The sequence below is a fragment of the Enterococcus sp. AZ089 genome, assembly GCF_050547225.1.
Classification (GTDB): domain Bacteria; phylum Bacillota; class Bacilli; order Lactobacillales; family Enterococcaceae; genus Enterococcus_D; species Enterococcus_D entomosocium.
In genome coordinates this window covers 2,894,004-2,914,846 of sequence record NZ_CP172954.1, presented here as the reverse complement: position 1 = coordinate 2,914,846, position 20,843 = coordinate 2,894,004, and the positions used below count along the sequence as shown (strand labels likewise).

20 protein-coding genes are annotated in these 20,843 nt (G+C 44.7%); 14 read left to right on the top strand and 6 right to left on the bottom strand.

Annotation, left to right across the window (positions count from 1 at the left end):
- The first annotated feature begins 31 nt into the window (after positions 1-31).
- Positions 32-868, top strand: a complete 837-nt coding sequence (locus tag IGJ01_RS13435) for a YitT family protein (protein WP_005234105.1) — start codon at positions 32-34, stop codon at positions 866-868.
- 97 nt (positions 869-965) lie between these two features.
- Here the strand turns inward: IGJ01_RS13435 and IGJ01_RS13430 are convergent, their stop codons facing one another.
- A complete protein-coding gene (locus IGJ01_RS13430; protein ID WP_005234106.1) occupies positions 966-1,634 on the bottom strand; it encodes a GntR family transcriptional regulator in 669 nt (222 codons plus the stop codon).
- A gap of 188 nt (positions 1,635-1,822) precedes the next feature.
- Between IGJ01_RS13430 and IGJ01_RS13425 the strand changes: the two genes are divergently transcribed.
- The 5 genes from IGJ01_RS13425 to IGJ01_RS13405 all read left to right on the top strand — a co-directional run bounded on the left by IGJ01_RS13425 (position 1,823) and on the right by IGJ01_RS13405 (position 7,073).
- A complete protein-coding gene (locus tag IGJ01_RS13425; RefSeq protein WP_086372333.1) occupies positions 1,823-3,418 on the top strand; it encodes a mannitol dehydrogenase family protein in 1,596 nt (531 codons plus the stop codon).
- A 3-nt stretch (positions 3,419-3,421) separates the two neighbouring features.
- Entirely contained in the window at positions 3,422-4,498 is a 1,077-nt protein-coding gene (uxuA, locus tag IGJ01_RS13420) for a mannonate dehydratase (RefSeq protein ID WP_430601169.1), read from the top strand.
- Between the two features lie 16 nt (positions 4,499-4,514).
- On the top strand, positions 4,515-5,903 hold the full coding sequence (uxaC, locus tag IGJ01_RS13415) for a glucuronate isomerase (RefSeq protein WP_101699313.1): 1,389 nt from the start codon (positions 4,515-4,517) through the stop codon (positions 5,901-5,903).
- Between the two features lie 139 nt (positions 5,904-6,042).
- Positions 6,043-6,369, top strand: coding sequence for an MGMT family protein (locus IGJ01_RS13410; protein ID WP_429969694.1), 327 nt, complete (start codon positions 6,043-6,045; stop codon positions 6,367-6,369).
- On the top strand, positions 6,366-7,073 hold the full coding sequence (locus IGJ01_RS13405) for a GntR family transcriptional regulator (protein WP_101699311.1): 708 nt from the start codon (positions 6,366-6,368) through the stop codon (positions 7,071-7,073). Before IGJ01_RS13410 ends, IGJ01_RS13405 begins: the two co-directional genes overlap by 4 nt.
- A 94-nt stretch (positions 7,074-7,167) precedes the next feature.
- Here IGJ01_RS13405 and IGJ01_RS13400 read toward each other — a convergent pair whose 3' ends face one another.
- The gene (locus tag IGJ01_RS13400; protein ID WP_086297948.1) at positions 7,168-8,367 is read right to left on the bottom strand and encodes an enolase C-terminal domain-like protein; all 1,200 of its coding nucleotides are present in this window, start codon (positions 8,365-8,367) and stop codon (positions 7,168-7,170) included.
- Positions 8,368-8,657: 290 nt separating this feature from the next.
- On the opposite strand from IGJ01_RS13400, the gene IGJ01_RS13395 reads away from it, so the two are divergent.
- Positions 8,658-10,487 (top strand): glucose PTS transporter subunit IIA, encoded by a 1,830-nt coding sequence (locus tag IGJ01_RS13395; RefSeq protein WP_008380669.1) that lies wholly within the window; start codon positions 8,658-8,660, stop codon positions 10,485-10,487.
- A gap of 52 nt (positions 10,488-10,539) precedes the next feature.
- Here IGJ01_RS13395 and IGJ01_RS13390 read toward each other — a convergent pair whose 3' ends face one another.
- The 3 genes from IGJ01_RS13390 to IGJ01_RS13380 form a co-directional block, all read right to left on the bottom strand.
- A complete protein-coding gene (locus IGJ01_RS13390) occupies positions 10,540-11,310 on the bottom strand; it encodes an ABC transporter permease (RefSeq protein ID WP_005228499.1) in 771 nt (256 codons plus the stop codon).
- Positions 11,303-12,238 (bottom strand): ABC transporter ATP-binding protein, encoded by a 936-nt coding sequence (locus IGJ01_RS13385; protein ID WP_429969696.1) that lies wholly within the window; start codon positions 12,236-12,238, stop codon positions 11,303-11,305. The genes IGJ01_RS13390 and IGJ01_RS13385 overlap by 8 nt, the downstream gene beginning before the upstream one ends.
- Before the next feature lie 176 nt (positions 12,239-12,414).
- Positions 12,415-12,663, bottom strand: coding sequence for a helix-turn-helix domain-containing protein (locus IGJ01_RS13380; RefSeq protein WP_077451962.1), 249 nt, complete (start codon positions 12,661-12,663; stop codon positions 12,415-12,417).
- A 194-nt stretch (positions 12,664-12,857) separates the two neighbouring features.
- Between IGJ01_RS13380 and IGJ01_RS13375 the strand changes: the two genes are divergently transcribed.
- Complete coding sequence (locus IGJ01_RS13375) at positions 12,858-13,121, top strand: hypothetical protein (RefSeq protein ID WP_005228502.1); 264 nt, start codon at positions 12,858-12,860, stop codon at positions 13,119-13,121.
- Positions 13,122-13,134: 13 nt separating this feature from the next.
- Positions 13,135-14,052, top strand: a complete 918-nt coding sequence (locus tag IGJ01_RS13370) for a LacI family DNA-binding transcriptional regulator (RefSeq protein ID WP_008380675.1) — start codon at positions 13,135-13,137, stop codon at positions 14,050-14,052.
- Positions 14,053-14,112: 60 nt separating this feature from the next.
- On the opposite strand, the gene IGJ01_RS13365 is transcribed toward IGJ01_RS13370, so the two are convergent.
- Entirely contained in the window at positions 14,113-14,886 is a 774-nt protein-coding gene (locus IGJ01_RS13365; RefSeq protein WP_086316513.1) for a MerR family transcriptional regulator, read from the bottom strand.
- Positions 14,887-15,000: 114 nt separating this feature from the next.
- On the opposite strand from IGJ01_RS13365, the gene IGJ01_RS13360 reads away from it, so the two are divergent.
- The 5 genes from IGJ01_RS13360 (at position 15,001) to IGJ01_RS13340 (ending at position 20,835) form a co-directional block, all read left to right on the top strand.
- Complete coding sequence (locus IGJ01_RS13360; RefSeq protein ID WP_005234118.1) at positions 15,001-15,882, top strand: HAD-IIB family hydrolase; 882 nt, start codon at positions 15,001-15,003, stop codon at positions 15,880-15,882.
- Positions 15,869-16,225 (top strand): DUF1827 family protein, encoded by a 357-nt coding sequence (locus IGJ01_RS13355; RefSeq protein WP_008380681.1) that lies wholly within the window; start codon positions 15,869-15,871, stop codon positions 16,223-16,225. The genes IGJ01_RS13360 and IGJ01_RS13355 overlap by 14 nt, the downstream gene beginning before the upstream one ends.
- A 244-nt stretch (positions 16,226-16,469) precedes the next feature.
- Complete coding sequence (locus IGJ01_RS13350; RefSeq protein ID WP_429969698.1) at positions 16,470-17,936, top strand: nicotinate phosphoribosyltransferase; 1,467 nt, start codon at positions 16,470-16,472, stop codon at positions 17,934-17,936.
- 62 nt (positions 17,937-17,998) lie between these two features.
- Entirely contained in the window at positions 17,999-18,823 is an 825-nt protein-coding gene (nadE, locus tag IGJ01_RS13345) for an ammonia-dependent NAD(+) synthetase (protein ID WP_016612726.1), read from the top strand.
- Between the two features lie 191 nt (positions 18,824-19,014).
- Entirely contained in the window at positions 19,015-20,835 is a 1,821-nt protein-coding gene (locus IGJ01_RS13340; RefSeq protein ID WP_005234123.1) for an LTA synthase family protein, read from the top strand.
- Positions 20,836-20,843: the final 8 nt, after the last annotated feature.

Below are 20,843 nucleotides of genomic sequence, written 5' to 3'. Positions count from 1 at the left end.
CCGTGAAAATGACAGAGAAAAGAGGAAACAAATGACAATTCTGAAAACCTATGGAAAAATCACCGCAGCACTTTTCTTGTTAGCGGCAAGCATCAATTTATTTTTAGGCCCGCATCATGTGGCAGCTGGCGGTGTCAGCGGAATCGGTATTTTATTAGAGTCAGCCCTCGGTTGGGATCGAGCGGCTGTGATCATGGTCTTGAATATTCTCATGCTTATTCTTGCCTATGCCTTTTTAGGGAAGGGGCCTTTTTTGAAAGTCCTCTATGGTAGTTTTGCTTTTCCAGTAGCAATTGCTTTAGTCCCAGAATATATGGTGGCTGAAGATCGGCTGCTTTCCGTGATATTTGGCAGTGCGATTTTTGCTTTAGGAGTAGCGATTTTGTACAAAAATCAATCTTCTAGCGGTGGTACAACGATTCCACCGCTGATTTTCAAGAAATACTTTAATTTGAATCCAGCGATTGGCTTGCTGGCGACCGATGCGATCGTGGTCTCCATGAACTTGTTCGTTTTCGGGTTTGAAGAGTTCTTGTTTGCGATATTATCGATCGTGATCACCTCTGGTGTGATGACCTACATTGAAACGGGCTTTAACCGGAAGAAATCCATCATGATCTTAAGTGAGAACCACGTGAACGAGATTCGAGAAGCAGTCTTTGATAAAACAGCTCGTGGTGCCACACTATTGGCTGCCCAAGGCGGCTACCAGCAAGCAGACAAACAAGTACTGTTGATCGTGGCCAGCGACCAAGAATTTATGCAGATCAGACAAATCATTGAGACCATTGACCCAAAAGCGTTTGTGATCGTCAATAATGTCTCAGAAGTACTGGGCCAAGGCTTTAGTTATCACCCAATCGAATGAGCGTATTCTCGCTTGTTCAGCGTATGAAACCACCCTCGTCAAGTAGGCAATCTACTCGACGAGGGTGGTTTTTAAGGTCCATGATTTTCAAATAGCTTTACTCCGTAAAGTAATCGGGAAAGGCCTTTTCCACAAAAATCAAATCGTTATCAATGACATCAATGTGTTGTCCGACCAAGGGAGCAATTTTGGCTTGGTCTTTTTCTTTTAAAGTGGCTAAGATTTCTTCGTGATCCCGCAAAATAATTTCCCAAGACAATTCCTCCACCTCTAAACGTAAGAAGCGGAAGCGATTTAAAGGCAGATTGATCGTTTGTAGCCAATTCCAGACATTTTCTTTGTCGGCGATTTTATAAATCAACTGATGGAAGGCCTCGTCGAGTTGGAAAAACTCGATTTCATCCTTCAATTGGGCATAGGTCCGCTGCAAAATAACGAGTTTTTCTAGTTCTTTCAGCTGCTCTTCTGTAATGGCTTGGCAGGCCGCTACGAATACTTCTTTTTCAAGCGTCTCTCTGACAAAACGAGCTTCTTCAATTTGTTTGATACTGATTTTAGAAATATAGGTGCCGCTTTGGGGAACGACATGGATCAGTGCTTCACGGCGCAGACGAATAATTGCTTCACGGATCGGCGTCCTGCCAATGGTTAGCCGTTGCTCCAATTCCTTTTCAGATATTTTTTGACCGGGAATCAGTTTGGCGGTTAAAATCAACTCTTTGATTGATTCATAAGCTTGTGATTGAAAATTTGTAGGGTTCAACATAAACGCTTCTTTCTGTATCAGGCATTCAATTACCTTCTAAAGAAAAACTCTGAAGGAAGGTGCCTAGGGATAGTTTTGAGTAATAAAACTAGTATATAAGTTGAATAACCTTTTGTAAAGGCTTGCAATTCAGTATAGAATGAACTAGAATACTAATATATCAGTTTTAAGAAAAAGGAGGAAGTAGGATGTTTGATTTTGCTGCCTTGAAACAGGCAGGAGTTACGATGCCGATCGTTCCCAAAGAAGTGACGGATCAATCAGATACTCAGTTTCAATGGTTACACTTTGGTGGGGGAAATTTGTATCGGGCATTTCACGCAGAAGTAGCCCAAACGTTGATCGATCAACAAGCGCTGACAAAAGGAATCGTAGTTTGTGAAACCTTTGATGAACAGGTGATTGATCAAGTATATGCCCCTTACGAGAATGATATTTTAGAAGTGGTCATGCATGAAGGGGGACGGTTGGAGAAAAAATTGCTCCAGTCAACGGCGGCTAGTTATTATTGCCATCCTTCCCGCATTGCGAGTTATGAGCAAATACGCAAAGTATTTCAGGAGCCGTCACTACAGTTGGTTACCGTAACGATCACAGAAAAAGGCTATGGCTTAAAAGACAGTCAGGGGAAATTTTTACCTGTCGTACAAGCGGATCTCGCTGCGGGTCCCCATCAGGTCAACCATACAATGAGCATTTTGGCTAGCTTTTTATGGGATCGTTTTCAATCAGGGGCACTTCCGATCGCTATGGTTTCCACCGATAATTTTTCGCAAAATGGGCTCCGTTTCCAAACGGCGATTGTCACCATTGCAAAAGAATGGCAAAAGCTGGGGCATGTTTCAGAAGCGTTTGTCCGATACTTAGAAAACAACGCGCAGGTGACGTTTCCGTGGTCAATGATCGATCGGATCACGCCAAATCCTTCAACAGCAGTTGCAGAAGAATTAGCAGCAGCTGGGATCGAGCAGCTGCCAGTCATCCGTACCGATAAAGGAACGAATATCGCTCCGTTTGCTAACACAGAGACGACTCATTACCTGGTGATTGAAGATGATTTTCCAAATGGTCGCCCGAATTTGGATAAAGCGGGGGTGATCTTGACGAGTCGAGAGATCGTCGACAAAACCGATAGTATGAAAGTCACAACTTGTTTGAATCCACTGCATACCGCAATGAGTTTGTTCGGCTGTTTACTCGGTTATACATCCATTGCTGCGGAAATGACCGATCCAGATATTGTTGCTTTGATCAAAGGAATCGGCTATCGTGAAGGCTTGCCGGTAGTGGAAGATCCTGAGATCATTCAGCCAAAGAAATTTATCGATGAGGTGGTGGGCCTTCGTTTACCCAATCCGCTGATTCCTGACACTCCACAGCGGATCGCCGCAGATACCTCACAGAAAATCGCCATCCGTTTTGGCGAAACCATCAAAAAGTATGTGGAGAAAGAAGGCTCGGCTTCTGAGCTGACTTTCATTCCCTTAGCGATTGCAGGCTGGTTGCGTTATCTATTAGCGATCGATGATGAAGGCCATCCATTTGGTCCAAGTCCTGATCCCCTCTTAGCAGAATTACAAGAGATTTTACGTGAGTGTCAGTTAGGGACAGCCGCCGATGTTCAAGGGATCATTCGACCAATCCTAGCAAATCCGCAGATTTTTGGTTTGGATCTCTATCAAGCAGGAATCACTGAAAAGGTGGGTCACTTGTTCGCTAAGATGCTGGCAGGAACCGGCGCAGTCCGTAAAACATTACATGAAACAGTAGAAGGGATCGAATAAAAAATGGAAATGACATTTCGTTGGTATGGAAAAGACTACGATAAAATCAAGTTAGCAGATATCCGTCAAATTCCTGGAATGAAAGGCATCGTCGGCACACTCTTTGATTTGCCTGCTGGGGCAGTTTGGCCGAAAGAACGGATCAAGGCGCTCGTGGAAGAAGTCGAAGCAGCTGGACTTTCCCTGAAGGTGATCGAAAGCGTCAATATTCATGATGACATCAAGATTGGCTTGCCTTCGAGAGACCTGTATATCGAAAACTACAAAAAAACGATTCGTAATTTGGCAGCATATGGGATCGAAGTGATCTGCTATAATTTTATGCCGATTTTCGATTGGATCAAAACGGATCTCGATTATCGCTTAGCCGACGGTTCTTCTACGATGGCATTTGAAAAAGCAGGGATTGACAAAGACCCAGAAGAGATCGTCAAAGAAGTTGAGGAGTCAAGCTCTGGCTATACCTTGCCAGGCTGGGAACCAGAACGTTTGGCACATGTCAAAGAATTGTTTGCTGCGTATAAGGATGTCGATGATGACAAATTAAGAGAAAACTTTGCTTACTTCCTAAAAGCCATTATTCCCACCTGTGAAGAGGTCGGCATCAAGATGGCTGTTCATCCAGATGATCCTCCCTATTCGATTTTTGGTCTGCCTCGTATCGTTAAAAACCGCGATGATTTGGATTGGGTCTGCAACGTGGTCGACAGTCCGTCAAATGGTATCACACTTTGTACTGGCAGTATCGCCGAAGACCCAGCCAATAATGTCTATGAGATTTTGGCTGAGTTTTGTCGCCGGGACCGGATTCCTTTTGCTCATGTTCGTAACATTCAATACTTGGGCAATGACAAAGACTTTTATGAAGCACCGTATCTCTCCTCTGAAGGCTCGTTAGACATGTATCAGATCCTAGAAGCGATGTACAAAAATGGCTTTGACGGCTATATTCGACCAGATCATGGGCGAATGATCTGGGGAGAGAAGGGACGTCCAGGCTATGGCTTATATGATCGGGCGATCGGCGCTTCCTACTTATTAGGGTTGTGGGAAGCCATCGACAAGAGCGTGGGGCGTTAAGAAAAGGAGCGAAGAAATGTTTTTAACTGACGATTTTATTTTGAAAAACAGCTTTGCCAAACAGTTATACCATGAGTATGCAAAAAAGCAGCCGATCATTGATTACCATTGTCATTTAGATCCGAAAGAGATTTTCGAAGACCAAAACTTCACCAATCTGACCCAAGCGTGGCTGGCGGGGGACCATTACAAATGGCGCTTAATGCGAGCCAATGGTGTTGCAGAATCTTTGATCACTGGCGATGCTGATGACTACGAAAAATTCTGTGCTTGGGCGCAGACCTTGGAGGCTTGCATTGGCAATCCCTTATATGTCTGGACCAATTTGGAATTGAAGCGAATCTTTGGTATTGATGAGCGGTTGACACTAGCCAATGCAGCAAGCATTTGGGAAAAAGCCAATCAACAGTTGCAGACGAAGGAATTTTCACCACGAGGGCTGATCAAAAAGATGGCCGTTGAGGTGATCTGTACGACGGATGATCCCATTGATTCGTTGACGTATCATCAAAAGCTGGCAGAAGAATCCTTTGCTGTGTATCCTACCTTTCGTCCTGACAAAGCAATCAATCTGCAGAATTCAGAATTTCCAGCATACCTTAAGCAATTGGCTGCAGCTGCGAGCAAAGAAATCACTAGCTATCAAACGCTGGTTGAAGCATTGACCGTGCGTATTTCCTACTTCCAGCAACGGGGCTGTCGTTTAGCAGATCACAGTCTATCACGTCTTGGAGAGGAAGCCTACGATACCGCTGCACTTGAAGCGATTTTTCAGAAGCGTTTGACCACTGGAACACTGACTAATGAAGAAATCAGACAGTTTCAAACCGGCTTGCTGATTGACTTGATGCGCCAATACGCAAAGCAAGGCTGGACCGCGCAATTGCATCTGATGGCGACTCGCAACAACAATCAAAAACTTTTCCAACAACTAGGACCTGATAGCGGCGGTGATGCGATGGGGGACGATCGTCTAGTGAGCGGCTTAAGTCGGACATTGGCGCAGCTTCAGGCGGAAAGTTTATTGCCGAAGACGATTTTGTATTCACTGAACCCCAAAGATTATCCAGTGTTGACTGCGCTGATGGGGGCGTTCCAAGAAGAGAGCAAAGGCAAGCTGCAATTAGGCTCTGCTTGGTGGTTCAATGATACGTATTCTGGTATGCGATATCAGTTGACGACCCTAGCAGAAGGCGGGATTCTTGGAAACTTCGTCGGCATGCTGACGGATTCTCGCAGCTTTTTGTCTTATCCACGCCACGAGTATTTCCGGCGGATTTTGTGTCAGGTGATCAGTGAATGGGTAGAAGACGGACAACTACCAGCAGATGAAATATATTTAGGGCAGATCGTCGCAGATATCTCATATCACAATGCGAAAACCTACTTTGATTTTCCAAACTAATGACTACTCGATTCGTTCTTGGCTTGCTAGAGAAGGAATCGAGTGTTTGGATGGCTATTGCTAAAGTTGCGTCTGTTCATTTACTATTGGCAGGGAATCCAGTACTATGATAGAAAGAATCAAAGAAGGAGCGAACAGTATGAATCCATTCTATGAAGAAGTCTATGCGCTGGCGCGGCAGATCCCTTTTGGTAAAGTCGTCTCCTATAGTCAGATTGCGTGGAAATTGGGACAAATCAACGGCGCGCGAGCAGTCGGTCGAGCGATGCGCTTGAGTCCTCAGGATGTCCCTGCTCATCGAGTCGTGCGGGCAGATGGCGTCTTAGTTGGTTCCTCCGCCAATGGGCGAAAAGCAGCACTCGTCGATGAAGGGGTGGTCTTCAAAGCCAGTGGTCGTATCGATATGAAGGCTTGCAGTTGGTCCATGAGCGAGATCGCTCCCGCTCAAATGAAGGAGCCATTATGAAAAAACGTGAATTTATCGTGCAAGATCTGTTGAGTAAAATCTATCAGGAAGAATTTTCTGCCGGCAAATTACCCAACCAAAGAACCCTTGCGCAAACCTATGGCGTTTCTCGGTTTACGATCCAGCAAGCAATCAAAAACCTTGAAGAGATCGGGATCGTCAAAGTGGTACAAGGTTCAGGGATTTTTATCCATGAAAAATGGGTCAAAAACCCAATGATCTTTAATTCCTTGACCCGCACTCCTTATGACCGCATCCATTCCAAAATGATTTCCTTGAATAAGGAGGCAGCAACGTTGGATGAACAGCAGATTTTCCAAATAGGCCCAGACGAGGAAGTCTGGACCTTTGAACGAGTGCGGATCGTCAATTACAAAATCGAACAGCTGGAAACCTCTAAATTGCCCGTCAGCCTATTTCCCGAATTGACACAGGAAATCGTGGAGCACTCGATCCAACGCTATGTCGAAAGCTGCGGGTACCGTATTTCCCACTACATCACCAGCTATACCCCCATCACCACATCGACCGCTCAATCGGGCATTTTATTGTGCAAGCGGGGGACGCCGGCAATGCAGATCAGCAATCGGGCGATTTTAGAAGACGGCCGCGTGTATGAGTTCAGCAATATCGTTGCCATTGATTATGCCGTGACCTACATCCGTCCCTTTGACCGTGAGATCCATCGCTCACGCATCGATTGATTTGGAAAAGCAAATGTGCCAGTTGCGTCTTTTTTATCCAGAAAGAACAAAAGACATCCCCTGTCGGTTGGACAGGGGATGTCTTTTGTTGTGTTTAAGGAGTGATCAATGTGCCGTCTGGTGTACGGCTCTGGGTCCATTCATGAGGACGGTAAACCACGGGAAATTCCGCAGCTGCTGCTTCATCGAACGTGATTCCGATCCCACTTTTCTCGATCGGATAAAAATAGCCGTTTTCAGGTTGCGGACTGCCACCAAAGACCGACTGGGTATTTGCTGGGATCGCAATCGTTTCTTGGATCGCGGCATTGTGCAGATGGATATTTAGATGGGTGTTGACGGCTAAGCCGACAGGGCTGATATCAGACGGCGTGTGCCAAGCGATCCGAATGCCCATCGCATCGCAGAAGTGAGCCAATTTCAATGCTGGCGTGATCCCACCGATTTGTGAGACATGGGCACGCATAAAGTCAATCTGTTGATTTTTGACTAGCTCTTGCCATTCCATCGGATTATTGAACAATTCGCCGGTCGCGATCGGGGTCGCCGACTGGCTGCGGAGTTGCTGCAACCACTTGTTTTGATCCGGCGGCAAAATATCTTCTAGGAAAAAGAGATTAAAAGGTTCAGCGGATTTTGCAAATTGAATCGCTTGGTTTGGATGCAGCCGTTCATGCACGTCATGCAGCATTTGAAATTGATTGCCGTATCGTTCTTGGATCGCAGCAAACATTTTCAGTGTTGTGTCCATGTAGTCTGTTTGATCAAAATAGGAACCAGCGATGGGCTGATCGGGTGTTTGCAGTTGGCTAGGATTTCCACCATAAAAGCCTAATTGGCAACGGATATAGCGATACCCCTCAGCCAAGAAGCGATCGATTTCTTGATAAAGGCCTTCGAGATTATCTGCCACGGCATGGGTATAGGCGGGAATCGCCGTACGCGCTTTTCCACCTAACAGTTGATACAATGGCATATCGGCTAATTGTCCCTTGATGTCCCATAAAGCCATGTCGACTCCTGAGATGGCATTGTTGGTGATCGGACCATTCCGCCAGTAAGAGTTGACATTCATCACTTGCCAAAGATCTTCGATTTGATTGGCATCGCGGCCAAGTAAGAGGGGGCGTAAATACTCGTCAACGACGGTTTTTACGGCTAGTGGGCGAAACTGGAAGGTTGCGCAGCCTAACCCAGATACGCCTTTGTTCGTTTCTACTTTAACGACAACAAGGTTATGGCGATCAGGTTTGATCGCAAAGGCTTTGACGTCGGTGATGATCGTTGGTGTCATTTCATTCACTCCAATTTTTGTCTCTAGTTGCTATAGCCATTGAAACATGCTTGGCAACCGCTGTCAATTTGGTCTAATAAAAACTAGATATACACCATAAAACCAGTCCAATTTTTTACTTTTTTATAATAAAACGTTGATATATAGCGTTTTTATTCTGTTTTTATCAAAAAAGGACTGGTTTTACAAGTATGTGTGAGCATGCTACTATGTGTGTGAAAACGGAAACACCTGAAAGGGCGCCCGTCAAAAGGATCAGGACCGTTAGCAAACAACAGGGGGAAAAAAAGATGACCAAAGAAGACATCGTAAAACAGATTATTAAAGATGTTGGCGGATCAGAAAATATCAACAATGCATGGCACTGTATGACTCGCTTGCGTTTTGATTTAAAGGATGAGAAGAAAGTCGACTATGCGGCGTTAGAAAAAACACCCAAAGTCGTAGGAACAAAATATCAAAGCAATCAGCTGCAAGTAGTGATAGGAACGGATGTTGCTGATTATTATGCACCTTTAGCCAAAGAATTAGGTCTTGATGAAGCGAACCAAGGGGGAACATCAGAGAAAAAAGGGGCCGTTTCCTTATTTATGGATACCGTTTCTGGCGTTTTTGGTCCGATCGTTCCAGCTATCGCTGGCGCAGGAATGATCAAAGGATTAATGGCTGGATTGGTGGCTTTGAATGTCATCTCTAATCAAACAGACACCTATTTAGTGATCGACATGATCGCGAGCGGCGTATTTACATTCTTGCCATTTTTTGTTGCTGCCTCAGCCGCTCGGATTTTTAAAACCAATCAATATTTAGCGATCGCAATCGCGGCAACGCTGCAATTTCCAACGATGACCAATGCGGTAGCCGAAGGAAGTATTTCCGCCTTTCGCTTGTTCGGCATACTGCCAGTACCCGTCTTTAACTATGCAGGAACAGTGATTCCCATTATCTTTGCCGTGCTGGCGCTCAGTTATATTTACCGTTGGGTCGATAAACTCTTACCACAAGTGCTGCGTACCGTGTTTACACCGACGATTTCGTTGTTTGTCGCTGGTATCTTGACATTAACGGTCATTGGCCCAATCAGTATCCATCTAGGAAACTTACTGGCTGCTGGCGTGGCTGGTTTATTCACTATCTCGCCTGTCTTAGCAGGAATTGTGGTAGGGGCGATTCGACCAATTGCAATCTTCACGGGATTGCATCATGCCATGACCCCGATCGCTTTGCAAAACTTCGCCAATCAAGGGTATGACATGTTGATGCCAATGATGTTTATGGCAAATATGGCAATCACCGGCGCAACAGCAGCTATTTATTTCAAAGTCAAAACCAAAGAAGAAAAATCGATCATTCTATCTTCGGCGGTTTCTGGCTTATTAGGGATCACAGAACCTGCGTTATTCGGGATTTTGTCGAAGTATAAAAAAGCCTTTATCGCAGCAACAGTTGGTAGTTCTGTGGCGTCTGCCTTCATCAGTTTCTTCGGTGTTCGGATTTATGGATATATTCTTTCAAGTATCTTTAGTTTGCCAGCCTATATTGGGGAATACTTTATCTATGCTGTTTTAGGGATCATCTTGGCAATCGGCTTATCCTTTGCAATGAGCTGGTTCTTGGTACCAAATCAAGCAGCCGAAGGCGATCGTTACACCAACGAAGTGGATCTGCATGCCGTGACCCATGGAGAATATGTCCCATTAGAAGATGTACCAGATGAAGTTTTTTCAACGAAAATGATGGGAGAAGGCTATGCCATCGAGTCACAAGATGGGCAAATCTTTGCACCGGTCAGTGGCGAAGTCACCACTGTGTTCCCTTCAAAACATGCCGTCGGGATCAAAACCCAAAACGGCGTTGAAGTTCTTGTGCATATGGGGATCGATACAGTCTCACTTGGCGGACAAGGCTTTGATGTCTTTGTCAAAGCTGGGGAGCAAGTCACTCCGCAAACCAAACTGGCACAAATGGATCTACCTTATATCAAGCAGCAAGGCAAAGAAACCATGGTGATCGTTTTGATCACCAACATGGATCGCGTGCAGCAATTTTCTGGAAGTACTGATTTAGAAGGCAGACACCAAGCCGGTGCATTGCTGGAAAAAGTCGTTTTGAATGCCTAATAAAAAAAAAAGATGAGCTTCATTAATGAAGTTCATCTTTTTTTTATTGCAATTAACTACGCAGCCCGCGGCCTTTTTGGATCAAGTACCAGCATACGCTGTATAAGACAACAATGAACAAGACCAAAATACCGATGGATAGGAAAATTGGGACATCGATGGTGCCTAAAAAGCCGTAGCGGAAACCAGAGATCATATACACGATCGGGTTGACTTTGGAGATCGTTTGCCAAATCGGCGGCAGCATGCTGATGGAGTAAAAGACGCCTCCAAGATAGGTCAATGGTTGTAAAACAAAGGTTGGCACGATGGAAACATCGTCAAAGGATTGGGCGAAGATCCCATTTAGCAACCCTGCTAATGAAAATAAGATGGCGGTCATGACTAGGGTTAAGACAACGATGACCCAAGAATACACATGTAATGGCACGAAGAAAAGGGAAATGATGGTCACCAATGTGCCCACCAAGATACTACGGCCAAGTCCGCCAAAGACAAAGCCCCAAATGATGACGTGAGTAGGAACCGGCGCCACTAAGAGTTCCTCAATGTTTTTTTGAAACTTCTGTGAAAAGAAGGAAGAAGACACATTGGAGTAAGAGCTGGTGATCGTCGACATCATGATCAGCCCAGGAACGATAAATTCCATATAAGAAAAGCCGCCCATTTCGCCGATGCGGCTGCCAATCATTTTCCCAAAGATAATGAAGTATAAGGAAGTAGTGATGACGGGTGGGACGAGGGTCTGCACCCAAATCCTTAAATAGCGGTTGGTCTCTTTGACCGCTAAACTTTTTAAGGCTGTAAAATAAAGACTAAACATGGTTTTCCTCCGCTTCGTGTGCTTCTTCGGTGATTTTCAAAAATAGTTCTTCCAAGCGATTGGATTTGTTGCGCATGGAGAGGACATTGATCCCTTGCTGGCTGAATTGAGCAAAAAGATCGTTGACGCCTTGGTCTCGAGCGACTTCAACGGCGATGGTCTGTTCATCTTCCATTTGGATCGGATATCCAGTGATCGTTGGTGCTTGTTTGATCGGTGCGATATCAAAAAGAAAGGTTTCAAATTGCAGTTTTGCCAACAAGGATTTCATGCTGGTGTTTTCGATCAGTTCACCAGATTGAATGATCCCGATGTTGCGGCAAAGCATTTCCGCCTCTTCTAAATAATGGGTCGTCAAAATGATCGTTGTGCCATTTTGGTTCAGCTCCCGCAAAAAGCTCCACATTTCCCGACGCAATTCGATATCGACACCTGCCGTCGGTTCATCCAAAATCAATAACCGTGGTTCATGCATCAGGGCACGAGCGATCATCAAACGGCGTTTCATCCCGCCCGACAGCATCCGCGCACGAACATTGCGTTTTTCCCACAAATTCGACTGCTTCAAGTATTTTTCGCTGCGCTTGATGGCTTCGTTGCGGGGGACACCATAATACCCAGCTTGATTGACCACGATCTGCTGGACCGTTTCAAAGGGATTGAAATTGAATTCTTGGGGAACCAAACCAATCTGTTGTTTGACTTGGACCAATTCTTTGTCTAAATCGTAGCCGAAGACTTTGACGCTTCCGGAAGATTTATTGACAAGAGAGGTGATAATGCCGATGGTGGTGGACTTTCCAGCGCCGTTAGGGCCTAACAAGGCATAAAAGTCGCCTTCTTCCACCTTCAAATTTATGCCCCGCAACGCTTCAACGCCGGTGGTATAGACTTTGCGTAAATCGGTTAGTTCTAGTGCATAGGTCATGTTTGTTTGAACTCCTTCTATGTATGATGGTTTATTCTATCATTTTTTTTCAAGAAGAACCGCATGATTTGATTTTTTTCATTTGATTAGATAACAATTGTTGCTAATCGATGAAAAGTGGGAAAGAGGCAAAAGAAAAAACGACCGTTTGATCGTTTTTTCGATAAAGTCGTTTGTTAGCATAAATACCGTTCTGGTCGTTCTGTCTGTCCTAGTAAGTAATCGACAGAGACATTATAGAGGGAAGCTGCGTGTAACAGCGTCAATACATCGGGTAAGCGATCGCCTGCTTCGTATAAGGTGTAATCGGGGTAAGGCACATCGAGATGCTGGCATACTTCTTTTGGGCTCAATCCGCGTTCTTCTCTTAAAAATTTGAAGCGGCATCGCAAGGTGTCTAATAAAAAAGCTTCTTCTAATGTCACTTTGCGGTCCTCCTTAAAAAAATCGCGCTTCCTTTCGCACTGTTCTCTTTTTATTGTACCAACAAAAGCAAAATATGCGAAGTAATTCACATGAAAGTCGATCGGTTTTTGTTAAAAAGTGAAACAAATGACTTGCTCTGAGACGCGTTTCATACAGTATGCTTGATTCATAAAAAGGAAGGCGGGATGAAAAAATGAATACGTACATGAAGAAGAATGGTGCGGAATGTTGTTATGTAACGTTGGCTTTTGATGGACAACAATTGGTATTGACGAAACCAAAAGGGTTCTTTCAAGAACGCTTGGTAGAAATTCCGGTGGATGAGATCAGTCATTTGACATGTGATGAACACTTCGGGTCTCAGCGGATCGGTTTTATTCATCACAATGATTACTATGAATTTTATACATGTGGGTTAAGTGTGATAGACTATATGAAAGAACAATTATTCGTTTAAGGAGCAGTGAGTCATGGCAAACATTCGGGATATTGCACGCTTGACCGGCTATTCGGTCTCCACAGTTTCACGAGTCATTAACAACAATCCGTATGTCAGTGAAGAAAAGCGTCGCAAGATCCTGGCTGTCATGAAAGAGGTCAACTATATTCCAAATTACACGGCACGAGCGTTGAGTGTTGGTAAAACCAAAAATATCGGTGTGATCCTACCGTTTGTCAATCATCCCTATTTTGATCGATTATTGAGCGGCATCACAACAGCAGCGTTTGCTCGGGGCTATAAGGTTACGCTTTTAGCCACGAACTATGATCCGCAAGTAGAGGAAGCGTATTTGCAAGAATTTGCGGCGAAAAGCTTTGATGCCTTGATCATTGCCTCGCGGGCGAATCCGATCGAAACCTTATTGCCTTATCGTTCTTACGGTCGCATCGTCTTTTGTGAGAATATCTCGTATTTGACTGACGGTTGCACCTATATTGATCGAGAGGAATCGATCAAAGAAGTCTTTACGTATTTTAAGGAACAAGGTATCCAGAAAATTGGCGTGACATTGGGACGCAGCCGCAAGCTCAGCAGCAATTCAAAAATCACGGTCCGTTTGGCTCATGACTATTTTTCGACTTTTTCCGAAGACTTGATCTTTTGGGATTGTTTGACGGAAGAAGATGGCAAAGAAGCAGCTGCTTATTTTGCAGATAAAGGGGTCGAAGCGATTTTCACCAATGGGGATCATGTTGCTGCTGGGATCCAGTCACAGGCGCCGGGAGAATGGCTCGTGATTGGACGGGACAATTTATACATCAGTGAGCTGCTACAGCTTTCAACGATCGATCATCACTTGCAAGCTTGCGGGGAGACTGCCGTCCAATTGGCGATAATGGAAAAAAGCGGCAACTATCGCATGCCCTATGAGTTCATCAAACGATAGCATAGACGAAACGATGCGCAAACAAAGCCCCTGAGCGGGCAGTGCTTGCGCATCGTTTTTTTAATGGGATTCGGTGTAATGGTCAATGATCTGTTTCAACAGCTGGGCGCTGCCGACGCCCGCTTTTTGATCGTAATAGGCGGTAAAACGCTCGTCTTGAACGTACATTTCCCCTAAAGATCGGTGATATTTTGCTGAGTAAAAGGGTGCTGCTTGTTTGAGCCATGCTTGATGTGCAGCAAAAGCCATTTGGGCTTTGTCAGAAGGGATTCGTTTCCCTTCCTTTTCAGTCAATAGCTCTTTTAACAGCTGCAATAAGCGGTTTTCGTTGTCGGTCAGTGCTTGATAATCGACTTGGGTCATCTGCTGCCACTTTTGGTTGCTTTTTTCGATGATCTCCTCACCGTAGGTTTCTCGTAACTCGGCACCGTAGTTTGCTTCGTTTTCACGAATTTTTTGTTTCTTAAAATAACTGAATTTCTCTTGATCGGTCATCGTCTTTTCTCCTTCATAATAATCAATTGTTTGCGCTAAGGTGGTCAAAAGACTGTCCAGGGCTGCTCGCTCTTGTAAAAGCTGTTGGTAATGCTGCAACAAGACCGTTTGGATCGATGCTTGCGGCTCATCCAAGATCCCGCGGATCGTTTCTAATGACAGCCCAAAAGACTTAAAATACAAAATCTGCTGTAGGCGATCGACTTCCTGTCTCCCGTAGATACGGTAACCAGCTGAGTTGGTGCGTTGCGGTTGTAACAACTTGATCTGATCATAATACCGCAGGGTACGGCTGCTGACTCCTGACAGTTTGGCTAAGGCACTGATCGTATATTCCATCGGCTTTTCCCTCCTTACACCTGTATCCTAAAGGTTGACGTAACGACAAAGTCAAGAAAATTTTTTTGCGTTTTTTAAAATGTGCTATAATTATAACAAAGAAAGGAAGATAAGATGCAAATAGTTTTTTCTGATATTGATGGGACGTTTCAAGAAATGGGGCACCCGATTCATGAGATCAATAAAGAAGCCATCCGTTGTTTGCAAGCCCAAGGGGATCACTTTGTGTTTGTCACAGGGCGAGGATTTGAGCTTGTTCAAGATATGATGGCGGAAGAAGGCCTTTCCTGCGATGTGATTTTCGGAAACGGCGCCGGTCTGATGATAAAAGGAGAAGCGCCTGTTTTGACGCATACCTTACCCTATAAGACATTGGCACAAGTGATTGGTATCTTAGAGACAGAAGCGGTTTTTTATTTCTTACATACTGACCATGGCATCATTTCCCCACAAGCGCATTTGTATGAAGCGCAATTTCAAGAAAGCCGTAAGCAGTTACTCGCGGAGTTAGGGGAGCGAGGGCAAATCATCGCTGACTACAAATACGAGTTCTTCTACAACGAATGCCTTCATAAAGACGACGTGTTGCAGTTTATGAAGGAACATCCAGAGATAAAGGTCATCAAAATCGAACTGATGGAAGCGTCAGACGAAAAAAGAGAACGGCTGCGGGCGATGATCCAGTCAGAAACGGCAGCGATTTTTCAATCCTTTGTCCAAACACTGGAAATCGTTGATCCATTGGCGACCAAAGGTGCGGCGATCCGTAGCTTTTTAGAAGCTTTTCCCGCTGCCAAAAGCTACGGGATCGGTGATGGTGAAAATGACCTTGCGATGTTTGAAGCGGTGGATGTTTCTTTGGCTGTAGCAAATGCCAGCCCAGCGATCAAAGCAGTTTGTGATCGAACCATTGAGCGCGCGGAAGACGGCGGTGTTGGCCGCTTTATTTTAACAGAATTAGTTTCGAGAGAGGATGTTGTGCATGAAGTTGATTGAAACCCCAGTAAACCAAAATCTAAATATGGAAACTTTTTACCCGAACATCTCCAAGTATCTATTCGACAAAATAGCGATCAAATACTATAAATTGTATTCGCTTGATCGGACGCAGATTCTCTATGTGGATAGTTTTGATACGATTTCTTTAGTATTGATCAACAATAAAAAGAAAATCAGTCGGGAAGAAGTCGATACAGCGATTCATCGTTTGCTGAAGGTCGATCGCAAAGACGTGACCGTCAATATCAATATTCGTAAAGAAATGGAAGCAAGAGGCATCACCTTTTCTAAACCGAGAAAAGATGTCATTCTTGTTCAATTGCCTGTGAAAGAACACTAGTTGAAAGAAGTTGGGACATGCATGTTGCAAGAGCAATCAAACGTTGAACAAAGGGGCGACCTTATACGAGCGCGCAAATAATGCGCAATAAGTAGGAGGCTGACCCATGCTTTGGAGCAATTTGTTCTCAGATGGATTGCCTTGTACTGGCAAAAGCCCAACTTTTTTTTGAAAAAACAAGTTTTTCTGTCTTTTGTGTTTTTTTTGCTATAATGAGAAGAAGTAAGCTAGAGGGAGTAAGAACATGCAGAAATTATTTAAAGATGACAGCTTGACGCTGCACACCGATCTCTACCAAATCAACATGATGCAAACCTATTGGGAGTTAGGCAGAGCCGATCGTAATGCGGTGTTTGAATGCTATTTCCGTGACATGCCTTTTGAAAATGGCTATGCGATCTTTGCCGGTCTGGAACGTTTGATCGATTATTTGAACGATTTATCCTTTTCAGAAACGGATATTACCTACTTGCGAGAAATCGGCGGCTACCCAGAAGCCTTTTTAGAGTATCTAAAGGAGTTCAAGTTTGCTTGTACCGTTCGTTCAGCGTTAGAAGGCGATTTAGTCTTCAACAATGAACCAATCATTCAAGTAGAAGGGCCGTTAGCACAAGCGCAGCTGATCGAAACAGCGCTACTGAATATGGTCAATTTCCAAACCTTGATCGCCACGAAAGCTGCCCGCATCAAATCCGTGATCGGCACGGATCCCTTGTTGGAATTTGGTTCACGTCGGGCACAAGAATTGGATGCAGCCATTTGGGGGACCCGAGCGGCTTATATTGGCGGAGCGGATGCGACGAGTAATGTGCGGGCAGGGAAGATTTTTGGCATCCCAGCCAGCGGAACCCACGCCCATTCCCTCGTGCAATCCTACGGCAATGACTATGATGCATTTATGGCGTATGCCCAAACCCACAAAGATTGCGTATTCTTAGTCGATACCTATGATACCTTGCGTTTAGGTGTGCCAAATGCGATTCGTGTGGCCAAAGAGATGGGGGATAAGATCAATTTCTTAGGTGTGCGGATCGACAGCGGCGATATGGCCTATATCTCGAAAAAAGTCCGTGAACAGTTGGATGAAGCGGGATTCACGGAAGCCAAAGTCTATGCTTCCAATGATCTAGACGAAAATACGATTCTAAGCTTGAAAATGCAAAAGGCGAAAATCGATGTATGGGGTGTCGGCACCAAGCTGATCACCGCTTACGATCAACCGGCATTAGGTGCGGTTTATAAACTGGTTGCCATCGAAAATGAGCAGGGAGAAATGATCGACACCATCAAATTATCCAGCAATGCCGAAAAGGTTTCGACCCCTGGGAAAAAACAAGTCTGGCGGATCACCCGTAAATCGGACGGCAAGTCAGAAGGCGATTATGTCACGCTATGGGAAGAAAATCCGCAAGCAGCAGACGAACTGTTCATGTTCCATCCTGTTCACACTTTTATCAACAAAACAGTGACGAACTTTGATGCGCGACCATTGTTGCAAGATATCTTTGTAGATGGCCAGCAAGTGTATCAAGTACCTGACTTAGAACACGTCAAAGCCTATGCGACGAATTGCTTGGATTCCCTTTGGGATGAGTACAAACGTGATTTGAATCCACAGAAGTACCCAGTTGATCTCTCGCAAGAATGTTGGGATCATAAAATGCGGACGATTGAAAAAGTACGTAAACAAACCAATGGCGCGATTTTGTAATCCGCAACTGCGCTGGTCCTAGGATCAGTCAGCTGCTTCAAAAAATAAGAGGAGGCGTTTCTATGACCATGCAACAAGAAATTATCAAAGAATTAGGAGTCTTACCGACCATCGACCCGAAAGAAGAAGTTCGTAAGAGTATTGATTTTTTAAAGGCGTATCTGCAAAAGAATTCGTTCTTGCATACGTTTGTCTTGGGGATCAGTGGTGGGCAAGATTCGACATTAGCTGGCCGGATCGCGCAATTGACGATGGAGGAAATGCGCAGTGAAACCGGGAATCCCAACTATCAGTTCATAGGGGTACGCTTACCTTATGGGGAACAAGCAGATGAAGAAGATGCAAAAAAAGCCATTGAATTTATCAAACCAGATATTGAGCTGCGGGTAAACATCAAAGCCGCCGTCGATGCCCAAGTGCAAGCGGTGGAAGAAGCAGGCTTAGCGGTTTCTGACTTTAATAAAGGCAATATCAAAGCCCGTCAACGGATGATTACGCAATATGCCATTGCGGGTGAAAAAGCAGGAGCTGTTCTGGGTACGGATCACGCTGCTGAAAATATCACCGGCTTCTTTACGAAATACGGCGATGGCGGTGCCGATATCTTACCACTGTTTCGTTTAAACAAACGCCAAGGCCGCCAACTCTTGCAATACTTAGGCGCACCAGAAGCATTGTATACAAAAGTCCCAACTGCGGACTTGGAAGACGGCAAACCTTTAGTTGCAGATGAAGCAGCTTTAGGAGTGACCTACAACGACATCGATGACTATTTAGAAGGCAAGGAAATTGCGGCTGAAGCCCAACAAACCATTGAAAACTGGTGGAACAAAACGCAACATAAACGCCACTTGCCGGTCACGATTTTTGACGATTTTTGGAAATAAACGAAACCAGTGATTGAGTTCCATTCGGATAGAAAGAAGAGTCTAGGGGGCAAGAAACCTTAGACTCTTTTTTATGAGGGTTGCTTTCTTTAAAAATAACAAAAGCTTCTTGCCCTGGCTTTACTTTCTTGTCTTGAAAGCATAAAATACGAGGGTACCTAGAACGTGTAGAAAAGGAGGAATGTTCCTTCGTGAAAATAAATAGCCATCCTTATCTGAAGATCGCATTAAAAGGCATCGCCATCGTCCTGTTGATCATTTTCAGTAATTTATATTTGCAATGGTGTCAAAACAATCTTTCCGTTGAATTAGCCTTGAAATTTGCCTTTTCGTGGCATACAGCAAAGTTTTTCTTGGCTTGTGGGGTGCTACTGCTGGTGTATGGGGTGTTTGCCAGCTTGGCAGGTTCGGTACTGATTGGGGGCATCTTTTATAGTGTCGTCATCGGAATCTTAGGGTATGCCAATCACACGAAGATGGTCTATCGCCAAGAACCAATCTATCCCGATGATTTAAAGATGGTCACTCAATTCGACCTTCTACGAACTATGATCGGCAATGGCGCCTTTTTCTTAGCCATCCTCTTCGCTCTGGTGGCGATCGGAGCGATCGGCTGGAGTATCTATCGCAGCCGCAAATTAAACCGGCGTTTGCAAGTGATGCGAGGAGCGGTGCTGGTCGTATGCTCGCTGGGCTTAGTCTATGTTTCACACTTCAACGACAGCAACAACCTTTTACGCAAAGCCTACAATCAGACGGCGCTCTGGATTCCGTATTCACAAAAAATGAACTACTACAATACGGGATTTATCGGTGGTTTTTTGTACAACCTGCGGGTAGATGCCATGACGAAGCCTGAGGGGTATTCAAAAGAAGCGATCCAAGCGATTGCGGACACCTACAATGCACAGGCGGCGGAGAAAAATCAAGACCGTGAAAGTGAAGCACCAAATATCGTCTATGTGATGAGCGAGAGTTTTTCCGACCCGAGCCATTTAAATGGCTTATCGATCACCGGCGATCCGTTGAAAGACTATTACCACGTCGCCGATCAAACCATCAGTGGAAAAATGCTTTCGCAAAATTATGGAGGCGGTACGGCAAACATCGAGTTTGAAGCGTTGACTGGTTTTGCTATGGGCCTATTGAATCCACAGATGACAACGCCTTACACGATGCTAGTGCCGAAATTGACGCAACTGCCATCCTTGGTTTCTTTCTTGGAACAATCAGGGTATACGGCAACGGCGATCCATCCTTACGATACATCGATGTACAAACGCAAGGATGTCTATGGGGTGATGGGGTTTGAACAGTTTATCGATCAAGATACGATGACCTATACCGACAAAATCGAAAATAATCCTTATATCTCTGATGAGGCGGCCTACAAAGAAGTGCTGGCTTTGTTGGAAAACGATCAGCAACCGCAATTTGTCCATTTAGTGACGATGCAGACCCATATGCCTTATGCTGGCAAATACGATACGTTGAATTACCAAGCGAGCGGTCCGGGCAATATGGCTTCTTTGGAAAACTACCTGCAGGATATCTCTTATAGCAGTACAGCGTTGAAAAACTTTGTGGCTGAATTAGAGCAGCTGGATCGGCGAACGCTGGTCGTCTTTTGGGGAGATCATTTACCAGGCATTTATGACGATGAGATCAAGGATCAAAATGAAACGGCTGCCCTGCATGAAACCGAATTTTTGATGGTTGATTCGCAAGGGAATTTTGCGCCAGAAGATGTACCAGTAACAAGTCCTTTTTATTTTGCGCCGAACCTATTAGAAGCCAGTGATCAACCAACCAGCGGGTTTTACCAGTTGTTGTTGGCCTTGCAAGATGAGTTGCCGGCTTTTGAACTGGGTCAGTATTATCAAGAGGGACAATGGCAGACGACTCTTGCGTTGGATAAAGAAGCCCAAGAAATCTATGATGCCTACAATTTGATCCAATATGATGTGCTACAAGGAGAGCAATACAGTTTAACGACTGGTTTGTTTGACTAAATGAAACA